Origin of the sequence: Chloracidobacterium sp. (genome assembly GCA_016711345.1) — a bacterium.
GTDB lineage: Bacteria > Acidobacteriota > Blastocatellia > Pyrinomonadales > Pyrinomonadaceae > OLB17.
Map to the genome: position 1 here is coordinate 20,212 of JADJTD010000003.1, position 26,289 is coordinate 46,500.

Annotated in this window: 31 protein-coding genes and 1 tRNA gene; 16 read left to right on the forward strand and 16 right to left on the reverse strand. The window is 49.0% G+C overall.

Going from position 1 to position 26,289, the window contains the following annotated elements; genetic code table 11:
* The first annotated feature begins 121 nt into the window (after window positions 1-121).
* The 16 genes from IPL32_17990 to IPL32_18065 all read left to right on the forward strand — a co-directional run bounded on the left by IPL32_17990 (window position 122) and on the right by IPL32_18065 (window position 13,113).
* Window positions 122-340, forward strand: a complete 219-nt coding sequence (locus IPL32_17990; GenBank protein ID MBK8467709.1) for a hypothetical protein — start codon at window positions 122-124, stop codon at window positions 338-340.
* Window positions 341-348: 8 nt separating this feature from the next.
* Complete coding sequence (locus IPL32_17995; protein ID MBK8467710.1) at window positions 349-1,350, forward strand: hypothetical protein; 1,002 nt, start codon at window positions 349-351, stop codon at window positions 1,348-1,350.
* Window positions 1,347-2,690, forward strand: coding sequence for a replicative DNA helicase (gene dnaB, locus IPL32_18000; protein MBK8467711.1), 1,344 nt, complete (start codon window positions 1,347-1,349; stop codon window positions 2,688-2,690). Before IPL32_17995 ends, dnaB begins: the two co-directional genes overlap by 4 nt.
* Before the next feature lie 355 nt (window positions 2,691-3,045).
* Window positions 3,046-3,117 (forward strand) — tRNA-Thr (locus tag IPL32_18005).
* Between the two features lie 151 nt (window positions 3,118-3,268).
* The gene (locus tag IPL32_18010) at window positions 3,269-3,610 is read left to right on the forward strand and encodes a DUF1064 domain-containing protein (protein ID MBK8467712.1); all 342 of its coding nucleotides are present in this window, start codon (window positions 3,269-3,271) and stop codon (window positions 3,608-3,610) included.
* Between the two features lie 4 nt (window positions 3,611-3,614).
* The gene (locus tag IPL32_18015) at window positions 3,615-5,438 is read left to right on the forward strand and encodes a hypothetical protein (GenBank protein ID MBK8467713.1); all 1,824 of its coding nucleotides are present in this window, start codon (window positions 3,615-3,617) and stop codon (window positions 5,436-5,438) included.
* Window positions 5,439-5,472: 34 nt separating this feature from the next.
* Window positions 5,473-6,414 carry a hypothetical protein gene (locus tag IPL32_18020; GenBank protein MBK8467714.1) on the forward strand — a complete coding sequence of 314 codons (942 nt, stop codon included), beginning with the start codon at window positions 5,473-5,475 and terminating at the stop codon, window positions 6,412-6,414.
* A 239-nt stretch (window positions 6,415-6,653) separates the two neighbouring features.
* Window positions 6,654-7,193 (forward strand): hypothetical protein, encoded by a 540-nt coding sequence (locus IPL32_18025; GenBank protein MBK8467715.1) that lies wholly within the window; start codon window positions 6,654-6,656, stop codon window positions 7,191-7,193.
* Window positions 7,194-7,528: 335 nt separating this feature from the next.
* On the forward strand, window positions 7,529-8,437 hold the full coding sequence (locus IPL32_18030; protein MBK8467716.1) for an N-6 DNA methylase: 909 nt from the start codon (window positions 7,529-7,531) through the stop codon (window positions 8,435-8,437).
* A 42-nt stretch (window positions 8,438-8,479) separates the two neighbouring features.
* On the forward strand, window positions 8,480-8,650 hold the full coding sequence (locus tag IPL32_18035) for a hypothetical protein (GenBank protein ID MBK8467717.1): 171 nt from the start codon (window positions 8,480-8,482) through the stop codon (window positions 8,648-8,650).
* Between the two features lie 71 nt (window positions 8,651-8,721).
* Window positions 8,722-9,942, forward strand: a complete 1,221-nt coding sequence (locus tag IPL32_18040; protein ID MBK8467718.1) for a hypothetical protein — start codon at window positions 8,722-8,724, stop codon at window positions 9,940-9,942.
* Between the two features lie 8 nt (window positions 9,943-9,950).
* Window positions 9,951-10,244 (forward strand): hypothetical protein, encoded by a 294-nt coding sequence (locus IPL32_18045; GenBank protein ID MBK8467719.1) that lies wholly within the window; start codon window positions 9,951-9,953, stop codon window positions 10,242-10,244.
* Between the two features lies 1 nt (window position 10,245).
* Complete coding sequence (locus IPL32_18050; protein MBK8467720.1) at window positions 10,246-10,434, forward strand: hypothetical protein; 189 nt, start codon at window positions 10,246-10,248, stop codon at window positions 10,432-10,434.
* A gap of 123 nt (window positions 10,435-10,557) precedes the next feature.
* The gene (locus IPL32_18055; GenBank protein MBK8467721.1) at window positions 10,558-12,360 is read left to right on the forward strand and encodes an AAA family ATPase; all 1,803 of its coding nucleotides are present in this window, start codon (window positions 10,558-10,560) and stop codon (window positions 12,358-12,360) included.
* 186 nt (window positions 12,361-12,546) lie between these two features.
* The gene (locus IPL32_18060) at window positions 12,547-12,882 is read left to right on the forward strand and encodes a hypothetical protein (GenBank protein MBK8467722.1); all 336 of its coding nucleotides are present in this window, start codon (window positions 12,547-12,549) and stop codon (window positions 12,880-12,882) included.
* An 18-nt stretch (window positions 12,883-12,900) separates the two neighbouring features.
* Complete coding sequence (locus IPL32_18065; GenBank protein MBK8467723.1) at window positions 12,901-13,113, forward strand: hypothetical protein; 213 nt, start codon at window positions 12,901-12,903, stop codon at window positions 13,111-13,113.
* Between the two features lie 47 nt (window positions 13,114-13,160).
* Here IPL32_18065 and IPL32_18070 read toward each other — a convergent pair whose 3' ends face one another.
* The 16 genes from IPL32_18070 to IPL32_18145 form a co-directional block, all read right to left on the reverse strand.
* A complete protein-coding gene (locus IPL32_18070) occupies window positions 13,161-13,841 on the reverse strand; it encodes a hypothetical protein (protein MBK8467724.1) in 681 nt (226 codons plus the stop codon).
* Window positions 13,842-13,846: 5 nt separating this feature from the next.
* A complete protein-coding gene (locus IPL32_18075) occupies window positions 13,847-14,326 on the reverse strand; it encodes a hypothetical protein (protein MBK8467725.1) in 480 nt (159 codons plus the stop codon).
* Complete coding sequence (locus IPL32_18080; GenBank protein ID MBK8467726.1) at window positions 14,323-16,035, reverse strand: hypothetical protein; 1,713 nt, start codon at window positions 16,033-16,035, stop codon at window positions 14,323-14,325. The genes IPL32_18075 and IPL32_18080 overlap by 4 nt, the downstream gene beginning before the upstream one ends.
* Window positions 16,035-16,412 carry a hypothetical protein gene (locus IPL32_18085; GenBank protein MBK8467727.1) on the reverse strand — a complete coding sequence of 126 codons (378 nt, stop codon included), beginning with the start codon at window positions 16,410-16,412 and terminating at the stop codon, window positions 16,035-16,037. Before IPL32_18085 ends, IPL32_18080 begins: the two co-directional genes overlap by 1 nt.
* Window positions 16,412-18,418, reverse strand: a complete 2,007-nt coding sequence (locus IPL32_18090) for a hypothetical protein (GenBank protein ID MBK8467728.1) — start codon at window positions 18,416-18,418, stop codon at window positions 16,412-16,414. The genes IPL32_18085 and IPL32_18090 overlap by 1 nt, the downstream gene beginning before the upstream one ends.
* Window positions 18,419-18,615: 197 nt before the next feature.
* On the reverse strand, window positions 18,616-19,200 hold the full coding sequence (locus tag IPL32_18095; protein ID MBK8467729.1) for a hypothetical protein: 585 nt from the start codon (window positions 19,198-19,200) through the stop codon (window positions 18,616-18,618).
* 6 nt (window positions 19,201-19,206) lie between these two features.
* Entirely contained in the window at window positions 19,207-19,653 is a 447-nt protein-coding gene (locus IPL32_18100; protein ID MBK8467730.1) for a hypothetical protein, read from the reverse strand.
* 55 nt (window positions 19,654-19,708) lie between these two features.
* A complete protein-coding gene (locus IPL32_18105) occupies window positions 19,709-20,191 on the reverse strand; it encodes a hypothetical protein (protein ID MBK8467731.1) in 483 nt (160 codons plus the stop codon).
* A gap of 3 nt (window positions 20,192-20,194) precedes the next feature.
* The gene (locus IPL32_18110) at window positions 20,195-20,611 is read right to left on the reverse strand and encodes a hypothetical protein (GenBank protein MBK8467732.1); all 417 of its coding nucleotides are present in this window, start codon (window positions 20,609-20,611) and stop codon (window positions 20,195-20,197) included.
* A gap of 388 nt (window positions 20,612-20,999) precedes the next feature.
* On the reverse strand, window positions 21,000-21,413 hold the full coding sequence (locus IPL32_18115) for a hypothetical protein (GenBank protein ID MBK8467733.1): 414 nt from the start codon (window positions 21,411-21,413) through the stop codon (window positions 21,000-21,002).
* Window positions 21,413-21,898 carry a hypothetical protein gene (locus IPL32_18120; protein MBK8467734.1) on the reverse strand — a complete coding sequence of 162 codons (486 nt, stop codon included), beginning with the start codon at window positions 21,896-21,898 and terminating at the stop codon, window positions 21,413-21,415. Before IPL32_18120 ends, IPL32_18115 begins: the two co-directional genes overlap by 1 nt.
* Window positions 21,899-21,909: 11 nt before the next feature.
* Window positions 21,910-22,998, reverse strand: coding sequence for a hypothetical protein (locus IPL32_18125; protein ID MBK8467735.1), 1,089 nt, complete (start codon window positions 22,996-22,998; stop codon window positions 21,910-21,912).
* 12 nt (window positions 22,999-23,010) lie between these two features.
* Window positions 23,011-23,415, reverse strand: a complete 405-nt coding sequence (locus IPL32_18130; protein ID MBK8467736.1) for a hypothetical protein — start codon at window positions 23,413-23,415, stop codon at window positions 23,011-23,013.
* Window positions 23,416-23,440: 25 nt separating this feature from the next.
* Window positions 23,441-24,106 (reverse strand): hypothetical protein, encoded by a 666-nt coding sequence (locus IPL32_18135; protein ID MBK8467737.1) that lies wholly within the window; start codon window positions 24,104-24,106, stop codon window positions 23,441-23,443.
* A 334-nt stretch (window positions 24,107-24,440) separates the two neighbouring features.
* Window positions 24,441-24,860 (reverse strand): hypothetical protein, encoded by a 420-nt coding sequence (locus IPL32_18140; GenBank protein ID MBK8467738.1) that lies wholly within the window; start codon window positions 24,858-24,860, stop codon window positions 24,441-24,443.
* 16 nt (window positions 24,861-24,876) lie between these two features.
* Entirely contained in the window at window positions 24,877-26,286 is a 1,410-nt protein-coding gene (locus IPL32_18145) for a hypothetical protein (protein ID MBK8467739.1), read from the reverse strand.
* Window positions 26,287-26,289 lie beyond the last annotated feature (3 nt).

Below are 26,289 nucleotides of genomic sequence, written 5' to 3' on the forward strand. Positions count from 1 at the left end.
TTTTTTCGACACCCGCAGAGGCCGCCGACTACTGTTCAAGGCACAACATAAGATAAGAGCTTGAACACTTAACAGTTCATCCCGTAGTTTTCTACGGGATGAACTGCGCAGGAGTATCAAATTGGACATACTAAAAAAAATATTTGGAAAAAATCGCAGACCGTCTGATCGGGCGCAGCTTGTTGCGCTACAAGACGCAGTTGTTATTTATACCGATGACGGCGCTATTGTGGTTACACCCAGGCTTGCCAAGGACATTCGGGAAAATTTGGATCAGATCATTGAAAGTGCTGAATCTAAACCGACATCAAAAGACGAACCGACAGATCAAAAATCTTAGAGGATATTATGACGCCAGAGAATAACGAAGAAAAAAACCGCGTCAAAAATGACAGCGGAGATCATCACTACTTCACACAGACGCCGCGAATCGTGTGGGCTTATTCCCGTACACCGTATGATCTTGCGCTCTGGCAAACAATTAAAGATATTGCCGGTGATAACGGCGAATGTTTTATTTCCACGCCGGACCTTGCCGTACTCGCAATGATGAGTGTCGGACAATGCTCGGAAAGTCGGAATTACCTGCTCAAATGCGGATTACTGGTAGGCGAAATTCGCAAAGACCCAGGCTACCCATTGGCGGTTTGGCATTTAAGCATCCCAGACCTCTGGGAGAAATCAACAGCGTGGAGCGGAAAACATAAAAGCATTGCAACCCGACTGAAATACAAATCTGAGCAACGTGAAAAAATAGTCAAAGCTCGTGAAGCTGCTCGGACAGAGAAAGCCAAAAGAGGTCTTTCACCTGCTGAAATGTCTGACCTTTCACCTGCTGAAAGACCTCTTTCACCTACTGAAAGACCCCCCTCACCAGGTGAAATAAAGAATATTAAACAAGAAGATCCCAAAGAAGACGGCGCGCAAGCTGCGCCGCCCGCAGCTTGGGGAGTTGCATGGCAACTAGCAGCAGGTGTCGAGGAAGTTGTACTTCCTTCCGAAGAAGAAATGCAGGACGCTAGAGTGTCCAACGCCGTTGAAATGTTTCCGCAGGAGCACAAGGAGCTTGTGCGTGCCTTTATCCTCGAAACCGGAATTTTCCCGGTCAATGATGATGTATCAGGCTGGTGCAAAGCATTTCGGGATCAGAAGATACGAACTGGATTGTCTGCCGAAAACGTAACGATGGCTTGCCGGAAATTGTTTGCTGAGGGACTGACCATCGTAAATCCATTCTCGATCGTTGGCACTGCAGGATCAATGCGCCAGGCTGAACCGCGAAAGCCAAACCAACCCCCACCTCCCATACAGGTTCCAGAAAATGACTGGAGAAAGCAGATCAGGCTATGAGTGACGATATCGTTTTTCCCGAAGAAACAATTTCGCAAGTTCCGCACAGCCGCGACGCCGAAGAAGCGTTGCTTGGCTCAGTGTTAATCAACCCTGAGTGTTATTACGATCTGAATTTTCTTGCGCCAGACGATTTTTACATCCACAGCAACAAATGGGTTTGGGAAGCATACTCAAAACTAAATGATAGTCGCCAGCCGATCGATTTTCTGACCGTTTCAGAAGAACTGGAACGCGCTGGAAAACTGGCAGAGATTGGCGGGTCGGCATACCTCACGACGTTGATCAACAAGGTTCCGTCGTCTCTGAACTCAGAGTCTTATGCGCGAATTATTGAGGGGTGTTCGGCTCGCCGCAAGATGATTTCAGCAGCTAACAAAATTGCCACCGCCGCATACAACGAACAAATGACTATTGCCGAAGCTCGCGAGATTGCAAATCGTGAGATTACATCCGCCTCAGAAGACAGGCGGAATGACGAAAAAGAATCATTCGTCCGCGCAATGTCGAGGGTATACGACCGTGCCGTGCTCAATGCAGAACGCACAGCAAAAGGACTTCCCATTGTTACAGGGATAAAAACAGGTCTGATTGATCTGGATATCCAATTGCTTGGAGTCGAGAACGAAGAAAGTGTTCTCATCGCCGCTCGTCCCGGACAAGGAAAGACATCGCTGTTGTTTGATATTGCCCGGCACAATGTCTTGAGAGAGTCCAAAAACGTCGCTGTCTTTTCGCTTGAAATGAGCGATGAAGAGGTTGCTCGAAGATTTCTCGCGCAAGAAGCCGAGGTCGACTCGACCAAGATCAAGACAGGCACGATGGATCAACTCGAATGGTCTCGGTTTACAAACGCAATGGAACTTTACGAGAACAGTGGACAGATATTCCTCTCTGATGTGCGTGGGTTGACTCCCGCAGCGCTTCGCGCCAAGTGCCTGAAACTACAGCGCATGTACGGCATTGACCTTGTAGTAGTGGATTACTTGCAATTGATGTCCCCAGGCATCCGCGTCGAGAACCGCAACCGTGAAGTGGCTTATATCTCACGCCAGATCAAACTCCTGACTGGAGAGTTAAAAGTCCCGATCTTTTCAGCCGTGCAAATGTCCCGAGGCGTGGAAGGACGAGCAGATAAACGACCGGTACTTTCTGATCTGAAAGATTCTGGCGATCTTGAGCAGGATGCGAATACAGTTATTTTCCTGCATCACGACGAATACAAAAAGGACGCACCAACCGAGGCAATTATCGCCAAGCGCAGGGATGGAGCGACTGGAAGCGTGAATATCGTTTACCGCAAGCAGTTCACGAAATTTGGTAATGTGACGAGGAATTGATTTTTTGTCGTGTGAACACTTAACAGGATAAGAAAATAGAACTTTGAAAATTCAGATAAATCGGGTGGCGGCGTGCAAGCCGTGTAATGCGAGCCTAGCGACCCAATCCCCGTTTTATTACCTGCCGCGATACCCGCTGACATGATTGCTCATCAGAAAGCGTAAGTGGCAGGCGTTGGAGAGGATGGTCGGCACAAATCGGAAGCCGTCAAAGTGAAATCCGGCGGGTGCGACTCGGCAAGCTGAGCCGCCCAAAAATTCGCCGTCCTCTCTTTTTATTTGAAATCACGCCTCGGCTCCCACTTTATTGTTAAGAGGCTGATCTATGCAGGATGCCCCTATCATCCTGCATTACGCCGAAGTAGCTCAATGGCAGAGCGTCTGCTTTGTAAGCAGAGGGTTGCAGGTTCGAATCCTGTCTTTGGCTCTGGTAGGCAGTTTGATCTGACAAGTCCAAAGTCAGATTGCCGCCCAAATGTCAGAGTGGTGTCTGACATGGTGTTCCTCCTCAAAGACGTGCGCGGTTCGGACCCGCGCACGTCGAGAAATTTATTCGCTTATCAAGGTAAAAAAATACTATGGCTTTCCTGTACTCAAATACCTCCAGAAGTAGAAACAAATTTAATGCCGTCAAAACCGAAGTGGATGGTTTTGTTTTCGACAGCGAGGCGGAAGCGCGAAGATACTCCGAGCTTCTAATCCTCGAAAAAGCCGGCGAGATCAAATCTCTATGCCTTCAGCCGGTATTCACGCTGATCGTCAACGGGGAACGCGTCGGCAAATATATTGCTGATTTCAAGTACCTCACCGCAAAAGGGGAAACAGTTGTTGAAGATGTAAAAGGCGTGAAAACCCCTGTGTATCGATTGAAGAAAAAGCTTGTCAAAGCCATTTATGGTTTTGATATTGTTGAAGTGTGATACCGTGAAAAAAATTTTACTTTCGCTTCTTGTGTTACTTCTGGTCGGCTCGTGTGTAGCCAACCAGACTCCTGCTCCAGTAGATCCATTGCTGGAGGCTGGTCGCGCCCAGGCAACCGCGGACGCAAAGTTGCGCGAAGTTGAATATTACGGCATCCAATTAACAGGCACGGCAGAAGCGCCATTAAAAGCCTTTACCCTTACCGCAGCGGATATCACCCTTCAAAGCGCCTACGCACTCGGTACAGAAACCGCCGCTGTAAAAACCCAATCAGCAAACCTGACAGCCACGGCAACCCTATGGACTCCAACTCCAACATTTACGCCGACCCCGAATGCGACTCAAACCCTGTCATTTGCTCAGCTAGACGCTCAGGTGCAGGAGATCCAAAACGACACGGCTTTGGATAACCTGAAAGTTGACCGCGCAAGAAAGTCTAACGATTTTTGGACTATTGCATTGCCAATATTTTTATTGTGCGCATTGCTGGCAGTTGCGTACATAGCGATCACATATTCGCGCACGATCCGAAAACGAGAAGTCAAACGCGATGCGCATGGCAATGCGCCGTTGATCGTGGATATTGTGGACGGTTTTATCACTGACATGGATGCCAGCCCAAATTACTCAACAAATCCAAAACTTCCGCCGGTCACAGCCTCGCGCCAGGACGGTCAGCGAGCGATACAAGCGCAAATTCTGAAAAAACTTCCTTCTACTAGTTCTGCAAAAATTGAGGCGGCGCCGCAGCCTGTTATACCTGCCGAAAAGCGGATAGAAGTTCTGCCAGAGCAAAAAACGGAGGAAAAATTACTTCCGCTCCCGTCATGGGAAATGCTCCGTAATTGGAATTTTGCCAATGGCTTGCCTTATGGAGTGAACGCGAGGACAGGAGAGCTCGAAGCATGGGATTATTCAAAACTCCCACACCTGTCTGTGTTTGGAATGACTGGCTCTGGAAAATCTCGCCGCTTCTTGCGCCCACTGGTCGCCTCGATGCTCGCCGCGAATCAGAGAGTATTGCTTCTCGGAAAAGAAACAGACTTCCAGCCGTTTGTCTCACATCCAAACGCGCTGGTGATCCCTGTCTATGAACTAACCGAACGCGACGAAGCTGCAAAATACTCCTACGCTCTTGAGCAATGCGTGAAAGAGCAGAATATCCGTGCCCGCCACCTGGTAGAAGTCGGCGCATCCACATGGCAACGTGCAGGTTACGAAAATACGTTTATCGTTTTGGATGAGATCGGAAACGCCCTGCGCCAAATGCCAAAAGACGTGGCTCGGATGAGTTTCAATCATGTTGTTTCTCTGGTGAATGAAGGCCGCAAAGTCGGCTTCAATGTGGTCTTTTCGTCTCAGCGGCCAAAGAGCTTCATCGACCTGACAACCCAATGCGGACAGGCTGTATTCCTTGTACGCAATGACCGCGAGAGCGGATACGCGCTCGGACAGCCAGGCGCGGAACGTCTCCGCGAAGGATATTTCTTTGCGCGATTTGGCGATCTAAAACTTGCAGGTGCATTCGAGCCTGACGACGCTCAGATTATAGACTTGCTCAAAAGCGTAACTGTGAAGACTCTCGAAAAGCCGAAATGGATTGAAGCCAAACAATCTGCCAATGCTCCGTTGATCATTCCGCAGGAAACTCAAGAAAGTCTCGAAGCTGGTCGTATTAAATCGCTACATGCGGAAGGAAAGACTGAAGGCGAGATTATCCGTGAGATATGGGGTGTCTATGGCGGCGGCTCGTTCTACAATCGCCGCGAACAGGTAAGAAAAGTTTTGACTTCTTCTTCTCCTGAAATCACCGTAAACCGCCAATAATCCCAAGAAGAAGTAGAAGAAGAAGCGAAAAAAAATGACAACTTTTGGAAACGCAAATGAGCAAGTCAAACCATCCACCCAGGCGAATAGCCGTCTTGTGCGCGGGATTATTTACGTCTTGGAAGAGTGGCGAGTCCTGACTGTCGTGTTCGAGCGGACGTTCACCAGCAACATGGCGGCTACAGTCCCGTGGATCGCGCCACTCATTCCCGCCAGTTTTGCGCTAAAGAATGCCGCTGAGAAGCTGCATGTTCAAAATGGCGTGGAGTACATTATCGCCGCATCGATCGAAGGATTGGGAATGTCTGTGACCTCGACCGCGTTCGAGTTGTGGGATTGGAGTGATAAGAACAGAGACGCTAAGATGTCGGCTCCGATTCGGATATCCATCGGAACAGTTGTTTTTTACATCGTGATCGTCATCGCGGTAAATGTTGGGTTGGACCTTGGTTGGGCGGACTGGGTCATTAGAGCTATGTTGTCCCTCTTATCCATTCCTGCGATTGTCACCCTGGCGCTACGGTCTCAACATTCTCGCCGTATTGCTGAGCAGGAAGCCGCCAAAATTGCGGCGGATCTGCGAGAGCTTGCACAGCAGGAAGAGAAGGTTCGCGTCGATGAAATATCTGCCGAGGCGCAGCGCAAGCAGTTAGAGTTCGAACTTGAGCAAAAGCGCCTTGATGCCGAAGCCCGCAGAGTTCTGAAACTCGAAAGGGCGCGTGCAAAAACTTCCATCACTTCTGAAAGTAGTTCCGGAAGTAATGGAAGTTCTGAAACCAGTTCCGAAACTAAGCCGGCTTTTAGAACTGGTCGGAAGCCAACCCACAGAGACGCCGTGTTCAATTACATCGAGACTTACATACAGACACATGGAGGCATCCCGACATTTACAGAGGTAGAGCAGGAATTAAAACTTCCGCAAAGCACCGCCTCCCGCTTGCGCGGAGAGTGGTTGAAAGAAAGAGGAAATAGTTAGGAGCTTTATGGAAAAAAAGGCAAAAAGCAATTTAATCATTATTGTCTTATTATTTACTTGGGCTGCAACCTACTGGATTGCCATCGTCATCAACGGCATGTTTTGATATTTATGATCATTATCGTTTACGACTCAGGGAAAGTTTTTATAATGGATTCATCCTTGCTTTATGATCCATTCCCGCAACCTGCAACCAAAGCAAACGAACAAATCAAAGAAAATCAAGCATTGGAGTAGTTATGTTCACTAATTTTGATTTTGAACCAGAAAAAAAAGAAAACAAATTACAGTATTTTGACGACGTAAAATCATCAGATGGTTGGGAAGGGCACACAACATCAAAAACCGTTGAACGAATAATTCAGGAAATCCAGAACAACCTTGCCTTGCTCGACTGTGTTTTTGTCAGTTGCGAAAAAGGAAAATTCGGTGAGCGGCTTGGTTTTCGTATTCATTTCGCCATGAAATCAAAAACTGGAGAAATGGTATCCAGTCGTTTGAATATTGCCTGTTTGCCGTTACGAAAAAAGTTTATTCGTCGTGGGACCAAAGATAACCGCATTGAGGGAACGCAAAAGATGGCTCTTTACATGACAGCCAAGGCTATAAAAGGAATGTACTTCCTCAATGTCCTATCCCCTGAATTTATCCCGTTCATGTCCCTGATATTGCAGGGAAATCAAACACTTGGGCAATTATGGATCACTCGTGGCGGGTTGACACCCCTTCTTCCGAGTCCGGTGGATGTGTTCGATGCTGAGGTTATAAACGATAAATAATATTTCACGAAGCGCGTCCCAAGCGTTTCTAAGACCCAGTTGGGCAACTCTGCATATCGTTACCCAGATTCCTGATTTCCGCGTGTCCCAAGAAGCCTGATTCCAAAATCGCGTCACAAGCCCAGATAAGCCCGAAATTAGCACATGCAGCATACTGTATCAAGTAGCTGCATGTTTTTTTTCGTCTAAGGAAGTCTCAAGAGTTTTTTTTCAGACCATGCGCTACAAGCCTCCGTTCTGGCGTTTGACACATAACACACAGACTCAAAGAGAATGACACCTCTCCGGTCGTCCTAAGCGTATTTAGAACGCGCGTTCTGAACACTTAACAGTGTATGAAAACCAAAGGCGCACCCGATTACAAAAAAGAGATTATCAAGACTCTTGAACGCATTACCGCCAGTGGCGTGAGTGCATTCGACATTTTCGATGACTTCTTAAATATCTCGCTGGCCTCTCTCGAAAGACTCCCCGATCACGTCCGCTCGATAGCGCAAACTGGCAAACCAGCCGATGACACAAAGGAAGTGCAGAAGCGTTTTGAGCGTCCGCGAGAGAGATACCGAAGCAACAATAAATATTATTTCGACCTGTTCGCCGAAGCGCTGGGCTACCTCTTGCTAAGCGCGGAGGATGACTGGAACGACACCATCGGGGATGTTTACATGGAGTTCGGAATCTCCAACAAGCACAGTGGGCAATTCTTTACGCCGTTTCACCTTGCAAAGCTGATGGCGGATTTGACAGTGGACAACATCCCTGCGCAGGTTCACGAACGGATAAAAGCCGCGTGCCGTGAAAACCCACTGGCGCAGGCAATGTTACTGACAGGGTTAATGATTGAAGACCCGGACCAGGCAGAAGCATGGTTTTTCAATAAAGTGCTCCCGGCTGTTGCTCCTGACATCAAGCCGATCACTGTTTGTGATCCCGCGTGTGGCTCTGGCGTGATGTTTCTCGCCGCCGCGTCTGCGGTTCCGCGCTGGATGCTAGATTGGAATCTCGTCCGCTTTTATGGCATGGACATTGACCAGACCTGCGTGAATATGGCTCGGCTAAACATCCTCCTGCATGGCTTGAATGGCTTCTCAATCAAGTGCGCTCTGGCTCTTTCCGAAGTGGAGTTGAAAGCAATCCCCGACCCATACCAGTCCGCCTACCGTGAAGCACAGTCGGCTGAGCTTGAAAGACTGATCGAGATTACCGAGGAACTTCGATCATGGAAACAATCCTCTTTGCTTTGAGTTCTTTCAACGTGAACACTTAATAAGGCAGGAGAAAAAATTATGGCAAATAAACGCATACTTGTTGTCTGTCACGGTACATACAGAGGTGTTCAGATCCTCGAAAGCGAGGGAAAATTCATTATCTACCTTGGTACGGAACGGTTTGAGTTTAACGCGCTTCTTGGTGCAACTAATTTTATAAATGAATGGTACGCCCTGAAAAACAACTGATCCCGCTTTAGCGGGATTTTTCTTTGTCTGAACACTTATCTGGATAAGAAAATACTACAAGGAGTGAACAGATGAAAGACACCAAAGAACGCAAGAAGAAAGCAGAAAGTGTGACCGGCAAGAAGGCAATTCCCGTTCGCGTCCAGTTGGACATCCTGCGCGAGAACGGAATCCTGATTGACCTCACCATCACAGGATCGGGCATGTTCACCAAGACCGCAAGTTTTGACGAGATCGGTTTCCTGCAAGACAACGGCAAGGATGCACGGTATGGATGGATCAAGCCCGGCGCAAAATTCCTCATCCCCGAAGATGCCGTGAAGCGTATCAAAAGCGTAGTCACCCGAATGCGCCAGGTTTTTGAAGCCCACAGCCGCAAGGTCGCTGGCTTCTCTCCCTACAATTGGATGCCGTACACTGCGCACCCCGCATTTGTCGAAAAGTGGAAGGAACTTCGAGAAGAATTCTACGAGACAAAAGCGGACATCATCGAACACCGCGACGAGTATGTGGACACTATCTCAACCGAATACGAACGCATTGCGCTGAGCGCGTGGAAAGCGATGGCGGCGCAAGATGGCGGCAAGGTCTTCATCGGAAAAGAAGAAATGGACATGGAAGATTTCGTATCTTACATGATCGAGAAAGCAATCTCCCTTGTTCCTTCCGTGGAAGCAATCGAAGAAAAACTGCATGCCGATTACATCACTGCGCTGGTTTACAGCGAGCTTGATGTGGAGAAGGAATCCGCAGAGGTGGCAAAGGTTCGCAGAGAACTTGAGGCAGCGAGTGAAAAATCAGATCTCGAAAACCGCATCCTGCTCGAAGAACTTCGCACAAAGACAATCCGCAACAATGCCGAGAAGGAAGAACGCGACGTAAAGATCGAGGCCATGCGCCAGGCTGAACTTGAGCACGCGCGGGAGCAGATCAAGGAAACCGTCTCGCCCTTCGTCGAGGTGTACAAGAACGCACTATCTGAATGTGTTGACCGCGCCGCGGATCTGCTTGATACCATCCGCAAGGGCGGAGTAGTGCGCGGAAAGATTGCCGAGAAAGGTCGCGGACTTCTTGAGTTTTATAACATGATGCTCATTCCCGAACTCACCGATGAGCGTATGGTGGACAGGCTGACCGAATTACAGAAACTGTTGGGCGAGTCTGGATCGAAGGACGAGTCCCGCGACGTGAGCGCCATCACCGCGAAGCTGAAAGAGATCGTTGAACTTCAAGACACCGTAGCCGATGAAATCGAAGGCGGCGGCGGTAAATTCTCAGCCATCGAAATCTAAGAGGAACCATGAACAAACAACAGTTGCGAGCACTCAAAGCCATAATCGAATATCTGGAAGAGGAAGAAGAGGAGCATTTTGAAGAGACGCCAGTCGAGGAACGCGGCGAGCATATCTACAATGACATCATGGTTTTGAGGGAATACTATGAACTCGAAAAAAAGATTTGTACCTGTGGTCACACACACAGACAGCATTCGGATGATGGCGTTTGCTTGCACGTTGACAGTGTTGCTTTGAAACATGGTGGCAGAGGTGGAATTAGTTTTTGCGAATGTGAAACGTTCGTGGCGGAGATCTAAAATGAAAATAGTTGTAGGCAAAAACGAAACGGTCATTTATCCATTGATTGAACAAAACGACACTGAATTTGATGATGACTTTTGCATTGTGGTCGGAAATTCCTGTACGATGATCAACAACCGGATCGTGGATGAAGACGACCTGCCGAAGATCATCGAAGGAATTGAGAAAGCTATTGAAATTTTGTAAAGAGGATGCCATGATATATAAATACGGTCCCTACAATCGTTACAAGCAGGTTTTCGGCGTGACCTCTCACTCGAACCCAAATATAGAACATACAGTAGTCTTCACTGAAAAAGGCGAGTGGCAATGCTCCTGCCCCGCGTGGATCTTCCACACCCCGCGCAAACCTTGCAAGCACATCCAAGAAGCGATGAAAGAACAGGTGGGACAGACTTTCACGCCGAAAGAGATTACGCCCAAAATCGAAAAATCTCTGAGCCGCTTTGCAGCAATCGAGGTGTAGCCACCGAGAAAAATCCCGCCCTGATCGGCGGGATTTTTCTTTCCATGAACACTTATCTGGATAAGAAAATACACCGAAACAAGGAGAACACCATGAAAGAACTGCTCGAACGCTACATCAAAGCCCGTTACGCATTGATCGCCGTGATTTCTCACGAAGAGAGCCGCGTCATGCAAGCCATCGAGAAACTCTCGAAGGAAATGAAACTCACCAGCGGGAAGAAAGTCCCACGCCGCGTCGTGGAGTGGACCATCACACGCGGTCTGACTGGAATTGACGGACTAGACTCCAGCGACTACACCGACCCGAATGCCGCGCTTGGTTGGGTGGCAAATTTCGACGAGGAAGGCAACGAAGATAGCACCCTGTTTGTCTTCAAAGACCTGCATAAGATCATCGAGAATGACATCCGTGTTGTGAGATTTTTGCGCGACATTTCAGCGCGTTTTCAGACGCGCAAGCACAACCTGATTTTGCTCAGCCCGTCGCTGGTCGTAAATCCCGACCTCGAAAAGCAGATTGCCGTGATTGACTGGTCACTGCCTGACGTGAAGGAACTGACAACCATCTTGAGCAAGGCTGAAAGCAATCTACCAAGCACGACTCCCGTCACTCTCAACGGAAACCGCGACCAAGTTATTCAGGCCATGCGCGGACTGACCGAGGAAGAAGCTGAGAACGTCCTGACGGCTGGCGTGGTCGCATGTGGCGAACTTGGTGATGGTGTTATCTCTCATATCATCGCCGAGAAAAAGCAGATCATCCGCAAGAGTGGAGTGCTGGAATACTTCGAGGCAAACGTCAGCATGAACGATGTCGGAGGTCTGGAAAACCTCAAGCGCTATGCCGCCATGAAGCGCAACGCCATGAGCGCCAAAGCCCGCGCCGCTGGCGTGGATGCTCCCAAGGGGGTGTTGTTGGTCGGCGTGCCAGGTACTGGTAAAAGCCTGAGCGCGAAAGCAATCGCTGGCGGAACTCTCCCGCTCCTGCGCTTCGACATGAGCAAAATTTTAGGCAGCGGCAGGGTCGGCGCGGCAGAGAATAACATCACCACCGCGCTCAAAGTTGCAGAGGCAACCGCTCCCTGTGTGTTGTGGCTGGATGAAATCGAAAAAGCCTTGGCAGACAACGGCGGAGCAAGCGACGGCGGCGTGATGATGAGAGTAATGGGATCCCTCCTGACATGGATGCAAGAGACTACCGCGCCCGTTTATGTAATCGCGACTGCCAACAGTGTCAGCGCACTTCGACCCGAGTTGCTCAGCCGCTTCGATGACGTGATGTTCGTGGACTTGCCTGATGCAGAGTCCCGTGCCCAAATTCTCAGGCTTCATCTTGGAAAGCGCGGCGTAGCAACAAAAGACCAGGAAGACATAGCCGCAATCGTTGAAGCCACATGGGGTTTCTCTGGGCGAGAGATAGAGAAAGTTGTCAAGTTTGCGGTCGAGCGTGCCTTCTTCGAGGAAAATCCAGTCTCTGTGATCCACCTGCTTGATGCCGCAGAGAAGATTGTACCGACCTCTGAAACAAAGAAAGATGACATCAAAGCCCTGCGCGAGTGGGCGAAGGGCAAGGCGCTCATTGCTGGCAATCCGCTCGAAGCCGAGCCAAAGAAGCAGGTAGAGCGAAAGGAACTTGAAGTATAGAAGCAATCACCACGGCGCGGACTCACACTCCGCGCCGTTTGCAATCTCGTCCACAATGCCCGTCAAAAGCGTCCCAAGCCTCTACAAGCCTACGTTCTCCCCTCTGCCTAAATTCATATCGTGGTAATTCTTGTGCCATGAACACTTAACTTATCAGAATAAAAAAATACTTCAAGGAGAAAAGCTATGCCCTGTTTTTCGACAATACCAACCAAACTGATAGACCTTGTAACGATCCAGAAAGCCGTCAAAGCCACCGGCGCGAAGATCACCGCACAGTCACCGAACACCCTCGTGATCGAGAAGGACGGACAGCATATCACTCTCGAACGCACGCGCGAGGGAGAGAATTGGCGACTGATGACCAACCGCTCTTCGTGGAATTACGACTCCATGCTTGGAGAGTTGACTATGTCCTACGCCAAGACCACCATGAAAGCCTGGGCAGACAAGAACGGATATACATTCTCGGCAGGCTCCAAGCCCGGCGAGTACACCATGACCCAATACGTCGGAAAATAAGGAGAAACTATGTCGGCTATGAAGAAACGTGAAATCAAAGTGACGATCGAGGCAGACGGCACGATCAAGTTTGACAACTCGGTCAATCCTGACGAGCAGCGCATCCTGAAAGAACTTGAAGAACTCGCCAAATTGCTGAGTGGAGATCCGAAAGCCGTGAAGATCGAGAAGCACGTCCACCAGCACGGACATGGGCACGCGCACAGTCACGATCATGTGCATGTAAATTAACGATCACTGAAGGTAAAAAAGCATCCCCATTGCCGGGGATGCTTTTTTTATTGACCTATCGCAAGCCACATGACGGGAACAGTCATGTTCCTCGATGGGTTTGTTACTCCGCATAAAAAGCCAGTGTTAGTAATACTGTAGCTTGTTAATATTTGATATGTAACTGGCAAATTGCTGGCCGCCAAAAAAACCATAGGTTTATATGAATATGCTGTTGGGAAAGTTACAGTTGCAGTAGCGCCATCAGATCCGCTTCCGATCGTGACATTCACACAGCCAATCTGAATTTTAGGCGATGCCGGTGTATAGTTTGTAGTGCCGGGAGTATTCCAATCGGTAGAGCTCCCGCCTTGGCGATTCGCAACAGAAACAATATCCGCCAACGTCCTCCAGCTTGGAGTGCCACCACTCGTAATTTTTAATATTGAATCGACTGATGGTTTACTTAATGCAGCCCAAACTCCAGAAGCAGTCGAATATAAAAATTGACCAATAGCGGTTGCCAAACTCTTCGGAATCGCGGCATCAGCCACATTGGCCGCACTTTCTATGCCGCTTTCCATGTGATTCAATCGTGAGGCATTCAGAGGAGATCCGGGCGTTATAGCAGTAACTGGCTCAATGCTCGCGTTGGGTGCAATATCGCCGTCTGTTGTCTGTGTGATTTTGTATTTCACAGGGGAAGATGCGGGTGTTTCGTCAGTCCATGTTTGTTTTGAATAAGGCATATTATTTACTCCAGTTCAGGATGTTTTCGCCATTGCGATTGATAAAAGCGCGTCTGCCCTGCGCTTGCAACTCCGCACCAGACATAGTATTTTCCAGCATTCGGTACAAGGTTATAAATCAGGTCTAAAACCTGCTCCCATTCGTTCACATCAAGGTAATCAGGCGATTCCGATCCGACTCCCTCACCCCATTCCGCAAAGATCGAAGTCAAGCCAGGAATGGCTGGCAGGTTTGCCTCAACACGGATTCGCTCGATATTAGCAAGAAGCGTGTTAAGCTCCGTAACCGTGGGTATGGTTGTTATTGTGATGCTTGGCAAAGTATCGAAAAGAATACTTCCACCTTGAATTAAGTCAACCAGCGTTTTCGTCACCTGGGCATTGTTGTAAATCCGTTGCCAGTCTGCGACGTTGAAAAATGCCTTTGCCGTTCTGCTTTTTATGTCATTTTCAGATCGATCGGTAATAGGAGTAATGTAGGTCATGCTGAGATAACTCCGACAATTTCAGCGCGTGTCACCATTCCTCGCGCAAGATCAATCGACATCTTTTCGACGATCCCTTTGACCTGCTTTCCTTCGTAGGTATCAATGAGAGCAGACTTTCCGGGCTCAGCGGATGGCGCGAAAAGCTTTGCCTTTTGTAGATATCTCTGTTGATAGTAGTCATAAACTCGCTGGGCGATGGTTTGAGCGTTGTCAGAATTCACCAAGGTCGCATCGTCAATGCTGATCACATTTTTGGGATCTGTTGAATTTAGAGTAGTGTTATAGACACTGGCAATGCTTTTGACATCTTCATAGTAAGCATCGTCTGCAATGGTTACGGTTCCAGGTGCAGCCACACTAATAATTATGTAGTTGTAGGCACTGGATATCTCCGTAGCACCTGTCACGGTGAAGGGAGGGTTTTGCGGTTTATCGAATTTAATCGTATGAGTGCCAATCGGAAAAGTTCCTGAAAAAAATTGCACAGGATCGCCTGTAACTAAATCGCGATATGTAATTATGAAATTGTGCTGTGATAATTCAACACCAGTTACAAAAGGCTTGAGCGTCAGAGTGCTATCCAGTCCCTTATCCGCCGACGTGATAACAAATTCAGGTGTGATTACTTCGCTAGCCAGGTCGGTTTTATAAATGCGCAAGACTCCTGCACGGGAGCATGTAACGTAAGCGCCGATCGCAAAAGCGATTTGTTGTAGCGCGTCCCTGTAGGTGGTAACTGGGATCCAGCCCGATACCTGTGTCCCGACCAAGTTTGAGTCCAATTCATACGGGGCATTCGCGGCGGTCAAGATTTCGTCGATCAAATCCTCAGCATTCACAGGCGTAGTCCATAGTCCGCCGTAATACGTGAGCTTGCTCAAGACTCCAAGGCGATCAACCGCATCGAACTTGATCTTGTCTCTTGATTGATTTTCCCATTTTGATAGATAAAACTGTCCCATATACACAGTTTGACCGTTGACCAGTTCATAGACATCCAACGGCTGATTATTGCGCAATGCAGCATAATTTCCAGTCGGGTTTACGATGGAGAAATTGGCATCAGACGACAATAACGACAATTCCAGCGTATCTATCGGCAGTTCGGTCGAAATCGGATCAACCTCTTGGACAACCAACGCACTTTTCACGGCATCGCCTTCGAAATAGATCAACGTTCCAAAATCGACACCTGTAACCCGCAGATACCTGTATGCCTTATTTGTGCTGTGGAATGTGACGATTATTTTCTTGAAGTTATCCACTGCCAGACCGCTTGAAAACTCCCATGTGGTCGGGGCGTAGCTGTCCGATCGAATTAGGACATCGGACGCGTCGTAATAGGCGACGTCAATATCGGTGGCATAGTCGTTCGAGGCAGAGGCAAAACGGATCGTAAGACCATCGGATGATTGCACACTGCCAAAAACGATTGTCAATTCAGGCGGGATCGAAAAATCCCCATTCAAATCGCTTTGAGATAGGGACATTAAGCCAACATGCGCAATTGTCGGCTTTAACTTATAGCTTCCATCCAAAAGCCAGTAATCTGGCTCAAATGTTGCAAAAGGTTTACTAGCCACATTGCCAGTTTTCAAGTCTTGCATATCGGAAAATAACTGCTTATCTGCAGCGGAAAATGTCGCGTCCTGCTTTATAGCCAGCGCGTAAAGACCGAAAGCTATTTTTGGTGAAGTGATCGGCATTACTCAGGAATCCTTGCAGGTGACTTCGCAATAAAGTTCACCGTGAGCCGTTTCCAAAAAGTCTTCGCGTCGTTTCTTTTTTGAAGTTCGTCAGCTACTCCAGAAAAGTACGCAGTAAATGTGTGCATAGTCCCGTCGCCATCTGGAACGGAAACTGTATGAAACTCGACAGGCTCAGTTAGTTTGTCCCACAGCGCGGCATATTCCGTTGTGTTATTGGTTCTTCCAAATTCCAACGTATAGTTGAGGAACACGCCGATCAATTCTCGCGCCAGATATCCATTCTCAAGCCGCTCTGCGTACTTATCGAGGAAATCTGCTTTCCTGTTGATCTTTACGACTGGAATGTCAAAACTGACTCCATCAATTGTGATCATTAGGATACACCTTTCAGCAGGCTTGCGCCTTTTCTGTTGCTCTCTTGGTCAATATATGGCTTCAGTTCGCGGATGAGCGCGGCAAGGCTTCCTTCGAAGCGTATGGTAATTTCCTGACTTCCGCCTCCCTGAGACTCTTCACGGACAATCTGACGTATCAAGGACTCGGGCGCTTCGATGTTGCGGCCTGATCTCTGGTCGCCAAGGATTGCAGCAAATTCTGAGTTTGGCGGAATAACCGCTCCGGTAGCCAGGTGAGGAATCTGATATGTGCCGACCGCAGAAATTGGTGAGAAACCCGGCATGATAGATCCAATGGAATTAATACTTTCAGAAATATAGTTAATGCCATCTGTTATGTTGGCGATCATTCCATTGATTGCGTCGATAATTTTATTGATAATACCCATGACAAAGTTTTTCACTCCTGTGAATACGTCCCAAAATTTTTGGGAAATCGCATCAAGGCTGGTGGTGAATGCGTTCTTTACAGTGTCGGCAGCCAATTGAAAATAGTATGAAATAATAAAGCCAATCTGTTTAACTGTTGTCGAAAGCTGCTCCCAATTGGCTATTAGGAGGTAGATCAAGACACCAATCGCAACAATCAAAGCGATAATGACCAGCAACGGTAAAGTGATTAATCCAGTAACCACAGCCGCGATAGCCATTACGCTGTTATATATTCCGATGGCAACATTGATGGCGCCTACCGCGGCATTCATCAACCACAAAGCTCCGGCAATTCCCCCAATTATCTCGATCAGGAGGAATGTGGTTTCTCCGTTTGTTTCAATCCAGTCGCTCAGTCTTTGTAAAACATCGGCAAGCCAGCCTAAAAATTCAACGACCGCGCCGCCCGTCCACACAGCCAACGGGGAAAGCATGTTTTCCCAAAACCACTGCCACGATGGTTGCAGTGCAATCAGTATGGAATTGAGAAGTTCGGCCGCCCCGCCAAGCAGATCTAAAAACACAGGCAAAAGGTCTGTAATCACCCAGCCTGCAAGCGGGACAAGGATGTTATCCCATGCCCATTTGAGTCCCGACCAAATGGTTTCTCCAAGTGGCATTAGGGATTCTTTCAGTCTCAAGAGCGCTTCCGACACGGGCTGGATAAATTCGAGGAACTTTTCTTTGAATGCGGAAACTTTATCCTGCAAAGCAGTCAAACCTTCGCTAAAAGGTGAATTATCCAGTGAAGGAAGTTCTACTTCAGGAGTGGTTAAAGCTCCATTGCCGGCTTCAGGTTTCTGCAAAACATTGAGGTCATCAAAAGCAGCAAGCGCGCCTTTTGCGGCCTTGCCAGCTTTCTCTGTATTCTCAGCGAGTTCCTGCTGCGCATCAGATGCCGCAGCAGTATTATCTGCAACCGAAGCCATTGAGACATTTGTGCCGAAGAAGGCATTCATGATCTGCGCCAACTGGTTGAAGAAGATCACTAACGAGTCAATCGCGGCTTTGAGGTACGGCAAAACAGCATTGATAATCGGAATGATCGAGTTGCCGATAGCGACCTTGAGATTTGTAAACGAGACCCCAAGAGCGGACACGCGCCCGGCGTAGGTTTGGGAAAGTTTCGCTGCGTCCCCCATCTGGAATCGGGTTTCTTCCAGAATACCTTGAACTTCAGCCGCGATTTTCTGTTCTTTGGTCAACGCTCCAACTGTGGTCCCGATCGAGGCGGCGTAATCTTTCCACATCATTGAGACGTTCTTTGTCACACCGCTGTTATCAACCAAGATGCTGTTTTCGTTCTTCAAGCCTTCGGTGGCGCTCTGAACAGCTTGTCCCATCGTAAGCGATGCTTGCCGACCAAACGCTGAGGCATTTTTGAGCGCGTTCATTACTGTCTCGATCTGTTCAGTCGAGTAACCCCGCATGAGCAAATTCTTGTATGCGGTTACTGCGTTTGAGGCTGGAACCAATCCATCAGCAATGTAGTCCTGAATGAAATTCTTTGCGCCTACAAAAGACTTACCCTGTCCCTCGACGATGGATTGCAAACCGATATATGCGGATTCGATCTGACTAGCTGCCTCCACGGCCGCTCTGCCAAACGCAACAACAGCTCCAATCGAAAAGGCAATGCCGACAGCCATCGCCAGCTTGCTCAGCGAGCCCATCATGCCTTTAATTCCAGAATTGAACCCCTTGCCGTCAATACTGGAATCGATTTTTATGCTGCCGTCGTATCCTGCACTCATTTGTTGTTACCTTTTAGCTTGTTCAAAAATTCGGCTTCGATTTCACGCTCGGCCAGAGTCCGATAGTCCAGATCCGGTATTTCGAATAGATCGCCCATTTCCAAAGCCGCCTGACGTTCTTCTTTTGTCGCTTTTCCAGATTTGACCCGCTTTCGCAGGGATACCAACTGACAAAATGTAGTTTCACTGCCAAGGTCCATAAAGAGCGCCAAAAACATCCACCAGTGTAGATCAGCTTTTGAGAGATCAATACCATGCGTTTGCAGAAAAGCGGCAAAGATATAGTTCGCATCTTTGGCAAAGGAATAAAGTCGCGGTTGTGGTTCCTCGATGGTGGCTGCCTGAGTAGGAGAGCCGCCGTTTAGAAACCAGATACATCTTTCCAATCCTGCTTCAATGTTTTGCGGAATGGTTGGAAATAAATTGAAAAGTGCGATCTGCGATTTTTCCTGACTGGTCAAATCCGCATCTTCAAATGCCATGATCGTCTTCAAAGAAACTCGAAAATCCGTATCAACCAAGACGTTTTTTCCGTCAATCACAACGGAACCAGGGAGCTCGTCAGTGAGGATGTTGAGCATTCGTGCTTATTTTTTTCTTTTGCTTCGTCTTGCACTCGCCGCAGTTGTGTAAGAGGCAACTTTCTCAACACGAGTTGTCTCGAAAAATGGAAGGATGCCATCAAAGAATTGCCTGAAAACTTCGAGATTGCGAACATCGCCAAATGCAGTCTGCGAAGTACCATCACCAAAAAGCTGGTCAACCTTCTCGCGCATATAATTACACGTCTCAATTTGCAATTGAATTTGCGCAGCCATGTTGACTGGCATGCCGTCAGAGTCTTTCTCTGACCGTCCAAGCTCCTGACCTTGCAAGTTGAACTCAGTTAATTTTTCTTTCAATTCTCCAAGCAGTGTGTAAAATCTTTCGGCAAAAAGCACATCCGTCGGGTTGAAAACAATAACGCGCGTTGGATCATCATTGATCATCACGCGCTTTTCACCAGTATTGATAACAATGCTAGACGTATTCATGGTAATTGGAGGGGTAAAGACTAATGCCTTTACCCCTTATCCTTTGATGTGATGTTTAGGAAGCAGTAAACGCGCTGGTAGTCGGGTTGAATGTGCCCTGCACAGGATCACCGATGTAGTTGATCGTGTAATTGATCTTCACGGCAACTCCGCCTTCGATGGTCATATCGTCGATCTGGATCGAAACAGACTGTTTCTCAGCCGGGTATTCGCCGAGAGCGGGTGTCTCATACAACCACACTGAAACAACATCGGTCTCAGCGTCGGCAAGCACAGCCCGCGCCTTGCGCAACGAGTCGATGTACTCAAACGCCGCGTCGCCTGCCTTGGCAGTCATTTCGACAGGCACGGTCGGGGCGTAGCTGTCCACACTGATCGAGGCGTTGTCCTGATGGACGTATGTTTCCTCGGTGGTCTTTGGGTTGTAATTGACCTTGAGCGACTTGACGCCATCACCAATGAGGCTATAGGTGGCAGCCGCTGCAGGGGTTGTGTTCATAAACATCTTGATCTGAGAGCTTTTGATTTTTGCTGTCATTGCTTACTCCTGTTCGTAAATTAATTTGCAAGTGATCTGATATATGCCGGTAGCGCTTTCGCCTTGTTCATACAAAAAGGCCCACGATACGGACTCGATTGATTCTGCGATTTTGCCTGTTCCCAAATTGGGAAAATTTCCTGCTGCTGTTTGTGCTTCGAACCAGTCGGCAAGGGACTCATAAAATCCGCTGTTCTCAAGTCGTTCCGCTTCATCAGCAGTGGAAAAGACGGACTGGATCAGGAATGGAAATTCGCGCTTTTTTTTTCCGTCGAGATATTCTTCGACTGTCCGTGCCCCTGGCACTGGAATTACAGCGTACTCAATCGGCTCTTTACCGAGAGCATCCACATGGATAAGGGCACCGGACATCTCGCCATACGTTAAGAGATAGTCGCGCACAGCAGAAATTATGCTCATGATCGGCCACTTCCTCCAATGCGCCTGGCTCCCGCCACGATCCTGTTACGGTGTACAGCCTTCATGCGCTCGAACCACTGCGGACCTCGCAGCGGTCCAGTTTTGCTGCCCGGCTTCCTCTTGCTGTAATATTGAGCTTTGGCATAGGGGGCAATCCACACGACAACACCAGACCCGATATTTGTGCCAAGGATTCCAGACTTGATCAACATGGATGTAAGGAGTGGCGTAAATGGCTCTGACAACCTCAAGACTTCGCTATCTACGAAACGCTGAGCAGCGGAGAAACTTCGCGGCCAGCGCTGAAATGTTGTGTTCCATTCCAGTCTAGCCTTTCCGTTTTTTGTCGGCAGGATCGCACCGCGAGGGGTAATAATATTTGGAGGTGTCATTTACAACCGACCATCATGTGGTGCGTATTAGGTGAGCCCTGATCCATACGAGCAACAGAGGCAATCTCGAGCACATCATCATATTTGGCTCGCAATGCACTAACGGTAAAACTGTCAGTGATCTCGTCGGCAACGCTTCCGCGAACAACAATGTCGCCTTCGCTTAATGTCCAGTGGGTAGCCCGATTTTGCGCATCAAGAGCAAGCCACATCTTGTGGGAGTAATATTTGCGGCATTCAGAAAATGGTATCGCGATCAAAGCCTTGTTCAAAGCCAGGTCAGCCGAATTGCGCTTGGACACAGCAGCAGCAGACTCCCATAAAGCGGCGGGGATTACGGTGCGCTGATACTTTTCGGCACGCGATTGGATGTATTTGTTATAGATGGTGACCGCAGTATTGGTGAGCATTAGGACGCCTTTGCCTGAAAGTTGAACTTTCGTTTACCAGACACGGTCAAACCGGCTCCAATACCGTATTTCTTCTCGATCTCCGCGTGTTTGCGAGCGATAATTTTTTCCAGCGCATTGGCTCCATCGCTAAAATGCTCTGTTCCGCTGGCTGCTTGGAGTGTGACCAAGTCGAAATTTCCAAGGATGTTCTCAAGAAGCCTGATCTCTGCCAAGTCAATGAGTTTGGAATGGTCTGTTATCGTCGCTAAATCACCATCCACTACACAAGCAATATTGGTCGGCGTGATGCCGACCAATTGCAAAGCGGTCGAGATTGGGTCATTCAGATCCGTGTTGTTGCCACTGGCTACAATGTTGAATCCCACAAGCTCCATACGTCTCTTGCAGCGAGAGAGTAATACACTTTCGATTTGAGCACGGGTAAGAGCCATCTTTTTACCTAGATAAAAAAATAAGACATGGCAGGCAGTAACGCCTGCCATGTTTGTTGAGATTAGCGAGAGTATCCAACCGGGGTGGAGTATGTGCCACCAGTTCCAAGTTCCATTACCACGCCGTTCAGCCGGTTGGCAACGCCAAAGCCGTAGCGCTGGCGATAGAACGAGGATTCCAGCGGGAAGCTCTTGTCTTTTTGAACAAGAACCAGATTTCCCTCACCCAGACCGGGGGCGGAGTCAACGCGCATCTTCAGCGGCTTGGGTGCAGAGAGGTGCAGACCGAAGAGGTAATTTTCAGGGATGTAATCCCATTCAACCAGCCACGCGCCGGCGGTGCCAATCACCTTGCCCGGCAAGCCCTGAGGCAAGCCGACCACAGTGGTCACATTCGAGCCCGGAGCGAGATGCTCATCAAGACCATCATTGGCGAAATCCGGCAGCAACTTGAGCTTGGATCGCTGAGCTTTGTTGAAGAAGACAACAACGTCGCGGCCGCCGATCGCGCCGCCGCCAAAATGCTCTTCGAGCTCGTCGGTGATGGTAGTGACCGGGTTGTTTGTGTCATCAATTGCGGACGCGGCATAGCCGGATTCGAGGTAATGATTCTCGGTGATCAGAGACTCAGTTCCCGGCAATGGGGAATACAAATCCGAGTCGCCGTTCGCGAGCGGCTTCACGGTGAGATCGCCAGCATTTGTCTGGTCTTTCACGGACCACGAGGTGTTCGGGAAAATAGTCTTGAGTATTTCCTTGCGCATTGTGTTCTTGGCGCGTGTTTGAACGGCGTCAAGGTGACGTTGAAGTTCAGGCAGGGTCATATACGCAAGTTCAACATCGTTGCCGGCGATCTGATCGCCCCAACTGAACAGCGGATATTCGACCTGTTGTTCGCCTTCCACCTTGCGAGCGCCAGGCTGACCGATGTTGGTCAGACTCTGCAGGTATCCGCCGCCAGGCAGTTTGTAAATTTCGCGATAAAGTTTTGTGGTTTCAGCCACGAAAATACCGCGAGCCAGTGCGAGTTCCGCGTTAAAGTCATTCAGAACTTGCTGAACGGCATCCCACACGGTCTGCTGACCGATGGTATTGACGTAACGCTCGTCATCATCATTGAGGTTGAGTGCGCCCCAAATTGTTCCAGGCATGATCGTTTCTCCTTATACCTTGCTCAAATGCAAGACTTTGGATTTGTCGGGGTCGGACATCGGATAAACATATCCAACCAAGAGGGTGGCGGTACCAGCGGCATCCGCTAATTCGCCCGCGGTGTTGCTGACATACACGGCTGCGCCGTAGGCAAGACCGGTTAGGGTAAAGCCCTCGATGTCGCCGGCCCAAGCCGCGTCCACCATCTGACCGGCATTTACGGTTTGCATCGCAATGCCAATGTAGGTATTCGCGGGAGCGACACCATTGGCATCAGCAAGGTTCGCTTTGCCATTGGCATCGATGTAGAGCGGCTGACCGGCCTGAATATTCACGGCGGCCTGAAAAGTGTGTTTTTGGGTCTTGAGAGGGAACAGGTCTGCGACATGATCCTTATCTCTGGTAATGTCTGCCATTGCTTATTACTCCTTGAGTGAAAAGTTAAAAACGTGAGTGTTTACCCGAGGCGGCGTTTTGCTTCTGTTGAAGATTTGGCTTGCGCGGCGGCTGCCCAGGAGGGGTTCCCTTTGTCGGCGGTTCAGTCTCGGCCTCGAACAGAAACGGCTTCGACTTGAACAGCACGGCGAGGGCTTCTTCAATACCGGAATAGGCGTTTTCTTTTTGAACGATCTCACTGCGTGAAATGCCCAACAAAACAACATCCAGCGCATCAGGCAGAGCGCGGGGACGCAAGACATTTCCGTCTTTGTCCTTGACTTCGTTCCCAGCGGCGATTTTGATCTCGGAGTCCAGAATACGCTTACTGAGTTCCGCAATTGCGGTATCGTGGGCAATCTTCTGGTCGGCGAAAGCCTTTTCAGTCGCGGTCACTTTATCCAGCGCTTTTTGCAATTCGGTCTTATTCGCATCGTCGGCTTCCTTCGCCTTCGTGATGACGGCTTTCAGGGAATCGGCGTTTTCAACACCCAATTCCTTGAATAAATCCGTCAATGCGCTGTTCCCTGCCTGTTTTGCTCGTTGAGCAAAGAGCGCGTCCAGTTCCTCTTGCGTAAAGGTCTTGCCTTTCGGCTTATTGGCATCGCCATCGCCATCAGCATTCCCGTCTTTTCCTCCACCACCACCGCCGGAGTTAGCGTCAAAATACACATGAGGTTGAAGAAGTGAAAATCGTTTGTTCATTTTTATTTTCCTCTGCCATTTCCGCTGGCATTGCGTAAGTAGGTCACCCGCTGATTAACAAAAAAAACCGAGACGCTCAATTAAGAGCGCCTCGGTTTCTGTGAACTCAGTCAGGCGTGAGTGGGATTGGTTTTCGCCAGCCCCTGTCAATTAATCGCATTATAGCACAATTTTTCTAATTATCTTCCGAAGATCAGAAAAATAATGCCAGCGACCGCAGCGTATATCATGAGTGAAAATATAAAGCCAACTACACAGCCCCGGCCAACATTCCCGCGATCCTCATATTGTCCATCCATGATTAAGCCTTCTCGTATGATGCCATCAGGTCGGCTACCTTCTGGCAGACATAAGCCGCCTGCGCAGCCGATGGAATATCCGTAAAATAGAAAGCCGGCACAACAGCTTTCACATGACCGTGTTGATCCCGTTCAAATGTAATTTTATAGCGATCATCCTTTGGAAATACTTGAAAAGTAGCTCCATTGGGTGACTCGTCAGGGTCGATTTTTGTCCCGCTATAAGGGACGTTAACGTTATTGATCTTTCCGGCGTGCTTGCAAACCATTTTTAACGCCACAGCAAGATCCTGCATTGCAGGACGCTTCATTCCCGTAGCGGCTGTAGTTCTGATCTGCAATGGATTAATGTTCGCCTTGATTTTTCCGCCAGCAAAATCCAGAAGTGCGGTGTGCCTTGTTGCAACTAGAAAACGTGCCATGTCAATCTCCTGTTAACTATGAAATCGTATGGATAACACCCTGGCTGACCACGCCAGTACCGGACCAAATAACAACAATTGAGTCATCAGCCAATAAAGCCTTAACCTCTGCCAGCTTCTCACCTCCAGCACATCCATGTAGTAATGCTGTTGCCGCTGCTTTGATGGATATAAAAATTTCCCACGCGCCGCTTACACCAGTCACTTGTAAACTACCGTCTGTGGTCGTGGCATATGTATCTTTGGCTGCAACTGATAATCCTCCAGTTTTCTCGATCATCAGAAGACTCTTGCTGTCATCCTCTAGGTAGTGGTCCTTGAGAGCAAACCATATCTTTTGCGCTGTGTCCAAGTTGGATGTGACTGAGCTCGTGATGCTCTGACTGAGTTGTGCATACGATGTAATAGATATCTCTCCACTTGACACCGCCAGTGCATCAGTTTCCGAAACTGCTAGAGCAATTGTCGGATTGAGCACGATCGCAGAGATCGCCGCAAGGACATTAGACTCGTCGGCAGGGTCGGCAGGCAATCCATCTGTCTTGGCTTTGATGGCAGCGATACTGGCGTTATCAGGAGCAACTGGCAGAGCAGCGATGATGTTTGCCTCAGCCGTTGTCACATCACCAGAGGATGCGGGCAATGCCGGCAGTCCGTCTGTTTTGGCCTTGATTGCCGCGATGCTCAAATTGTCAGGCGCAGCAGGCAGAGCAGCGATGATATTCGCCTCAGCCGTTGTCACATCACCAAAGGATGCTGGCAATGCCGGCAGCCCGTCTGTCTTGGATTTGATCGCCGTGATACCTGCATTATCAGGTTCAGCCGGCAGAGCAGCGATGATGTTCGCCTCAGCCGTTGTCACATCACCTGAAGAAGCTGGAAATGCGGGCAGTCCATCCGTCTTGGCTTTGATTGCCGTAATGCTGGCATTATCAGGTGCGGTGTAACCTGCCGCTGCCAGGCGGGTCGCAATATCCGCTGAGACGGAAGCGCCTGCCGGCACACCAAGCCTGTCAAAAGCATCGCCTGTCAGGTATCCAGCTTTAGCCGGAGTCCATACCGTGTCGAGCGTGCTGTTGTCCTCATGCACCTCAGTGATGATGTCAGGCGTGGTCGTATCCCCTGCCAATCCCTGCAGGTAAACTCGCAGCACATCGCCAGCCGACACGGGAATTGATCCGGTCGTCAATGCAATGGACGTCACGCCGCTGGCAACGTTCGCGGTCGTAATCGGGACAGCCCGATACGCGCTCCCAGCGCCTCCACGTTGGATGGTGATATAGGCTGTGTAATAGCCATTGCCGACAACCTGGTCAGCGAACAACCGGAAATATATAGATCGATCGGCGTCCGCTGTGTAGGTGTGAGTTAGCAGCGCGCTGGATATGTTCTGATTTGTGAGTGTGTTTGATACAAGTAGTTTCATAGT

Coding starts and splice junctions, on each gene's coding strand:
- IPL32_17995 (MBK8467710.1), top strand. CDS start 349: ATGACGCCAGAGAATAACGAAGAAAAAAACCGCGTCAAAAATGACAGC.
- dnaB (MBK8467711.1), top strand. CDS start 1,347: ATGAGTGACGATATCGTTTTTCCCGAAGAAACAATTTCGCAAGTTCCG.
- IPL32_18010 (MBK8467712.1), top strand. CDS start 3,269: ATGGCTTTCCTGTACTCAAATACCTCCAGAAGTAGAAACAAATTTAAT.
- IPL32_18020 (MBK8467714.1), top strand. CDS start 5,473: ATGACAACTTTTGGAAACGCAAATGAGCAAGTCAAACCATCCACCCAG.
- IPL32_18025 (MBK8467715.1), top strand. CDS start 6,654: ATGTTCACTAATTTTGATTTTGAACCAGAAAAAAAAGAAAACAAATTA.
- IPL32_18030 (MBK8467716.1), top strand. CDS start 7,529: ATGAAAACCAAAGGCGCACCCGATTACAAAAAAGAGATTATCAAGACT.
- IPL32_18035 (MBK8467717.1), top strand. CDS start 8,480: ATGGCAAATAAACGCATACTTGTTGTCTGTCACGGTACATACAGAGGT.
- IPL32_18040 (MBK8467718.1), top strand. CDS start 8,722: ATGAAAGACACCAAAGAACGCAAGAAGAAAGCAGAAAGTGTGACCGGC.
- IPL32_18045 (MBK8467719.1), top strand. CDS start 9,951: ATGAACAAACAACAGTTGCGAGCACTCAAAGCCATAATCGAATATCTG.
- IPL32_18050 (MBK8467720.1), top strand. CDS start 10,246: ATGAAAATAGTTGTAGGCAAAAACGAAACGGTCATTTATCCATTGATT.
- IPL32_18055 (MBK8467721.1), top strand. CDS start 10,558: ATGCTCCTGCCCCGCGTGGATCTTCCACACCCCGCGCAAACCTTGCAA.
- IPL32_18060 (MBK8467722.1), top strand. CDS start 12,547: ATGCCCTGTTTTTCGACAATACCAACCAAACTGATAGACCTTGTAACG.
- IPL32_18065 (MBK8467723.1), top strand. CDS start 12,901: ATGAAGAAACGTGAAATCAAAGTGACGATCGAGGCAGACGGCACGATC.
- IPL32_18070 (MBK8467724.1), bottom strand. CDS start 13,841: ATGCCTTATTCAAAACAAACATGGACTGACGAAACACCCGCATCTTCC.
- IPL32_18075 (MBK8467725.1), bottom strand. CDS start 14,326: ATGACCTACATTACTCCTATTACCGATCGATCTGAAAATGACATAAAA.
- IPL32_18080 (MBK8467726.1), bottom strand. CDS start 16,035: ATGCCGATCACTTCACCAAAAATAGCTTTCGGTCTTTACGCGCTGGCT.
- IPL32_18085 (MBK8467727.1), bottom strand. CDS start 16,412: ATGATCACAATTGATGGAGTCAGTTTTGACATTCCAGTCGTAAAGATC.
- IPL32_18095 (MBK8467729.1), bottom strand. CDS start 19,200: ATGCTCAACATCCTCACTGACGAGCTCCCTGGTTCCGTTGTGATTGAC.
- IPL32_18100 (MBK8467730.1), bottom strand. CDS start 19,653: ATGAATACGTCTAGCATTGTTATCAATACTGGTGAAAAGCGCGTGATG.
- IPL32_18105 (MBK8467731.1), bottom strand. CDS start 20,191: ATGACAGCAAAAATCAAAAGCTCTCAGATCAAGATGTTTATGAACACA.
- IPL32_18110 (MBK8467732.1), bottom strand. CDS start 20,611: ATGAGCATAATTTCTGCTGTGCGCGACTATCTCTTAACGTATGGCGAG.
- IPL32_18115 (MBK8467733.1), bottom strand. CDS start 21,413: ATGCTCACCAATACTGCGGTCACCATCTATAACAAATACATCCAATCG.
- IPL32_18120 (MBK8467734.1), bottom strand. CDS start 21,898: ATGGCAGGCGTTACTGCCTGCCATGTCTTATTTTTTTATCTAGGTAAA.
- IPL32_18125 (MBK8467735.1), bottom strand. CDS start 22,998: ATGCCTGGAACAATTTGGGGCGCACTCAACCTCAATGATGATGACGAG.
- IPL32_18130 (MBK8467736.1), bottom strand. CDS start 23,415: ATGGCAGACATTACCAGAGATAAGGATCATGTCGCAGACCTGTTCCCT.
- IPL32_18140 (MBK8467738.1), bottom strand. CDS start 24,860: ATGGCACGTTTTCTAGTTGCAACAAGGCACACCGCACTTCTGGATTTT.
- IPL32_18145 (MBK8467739.1), bottom strand. CDS start 26,286: ATGAAACTACTTGTATCAAACACACTCACAAATCAGAACATATCCAGC.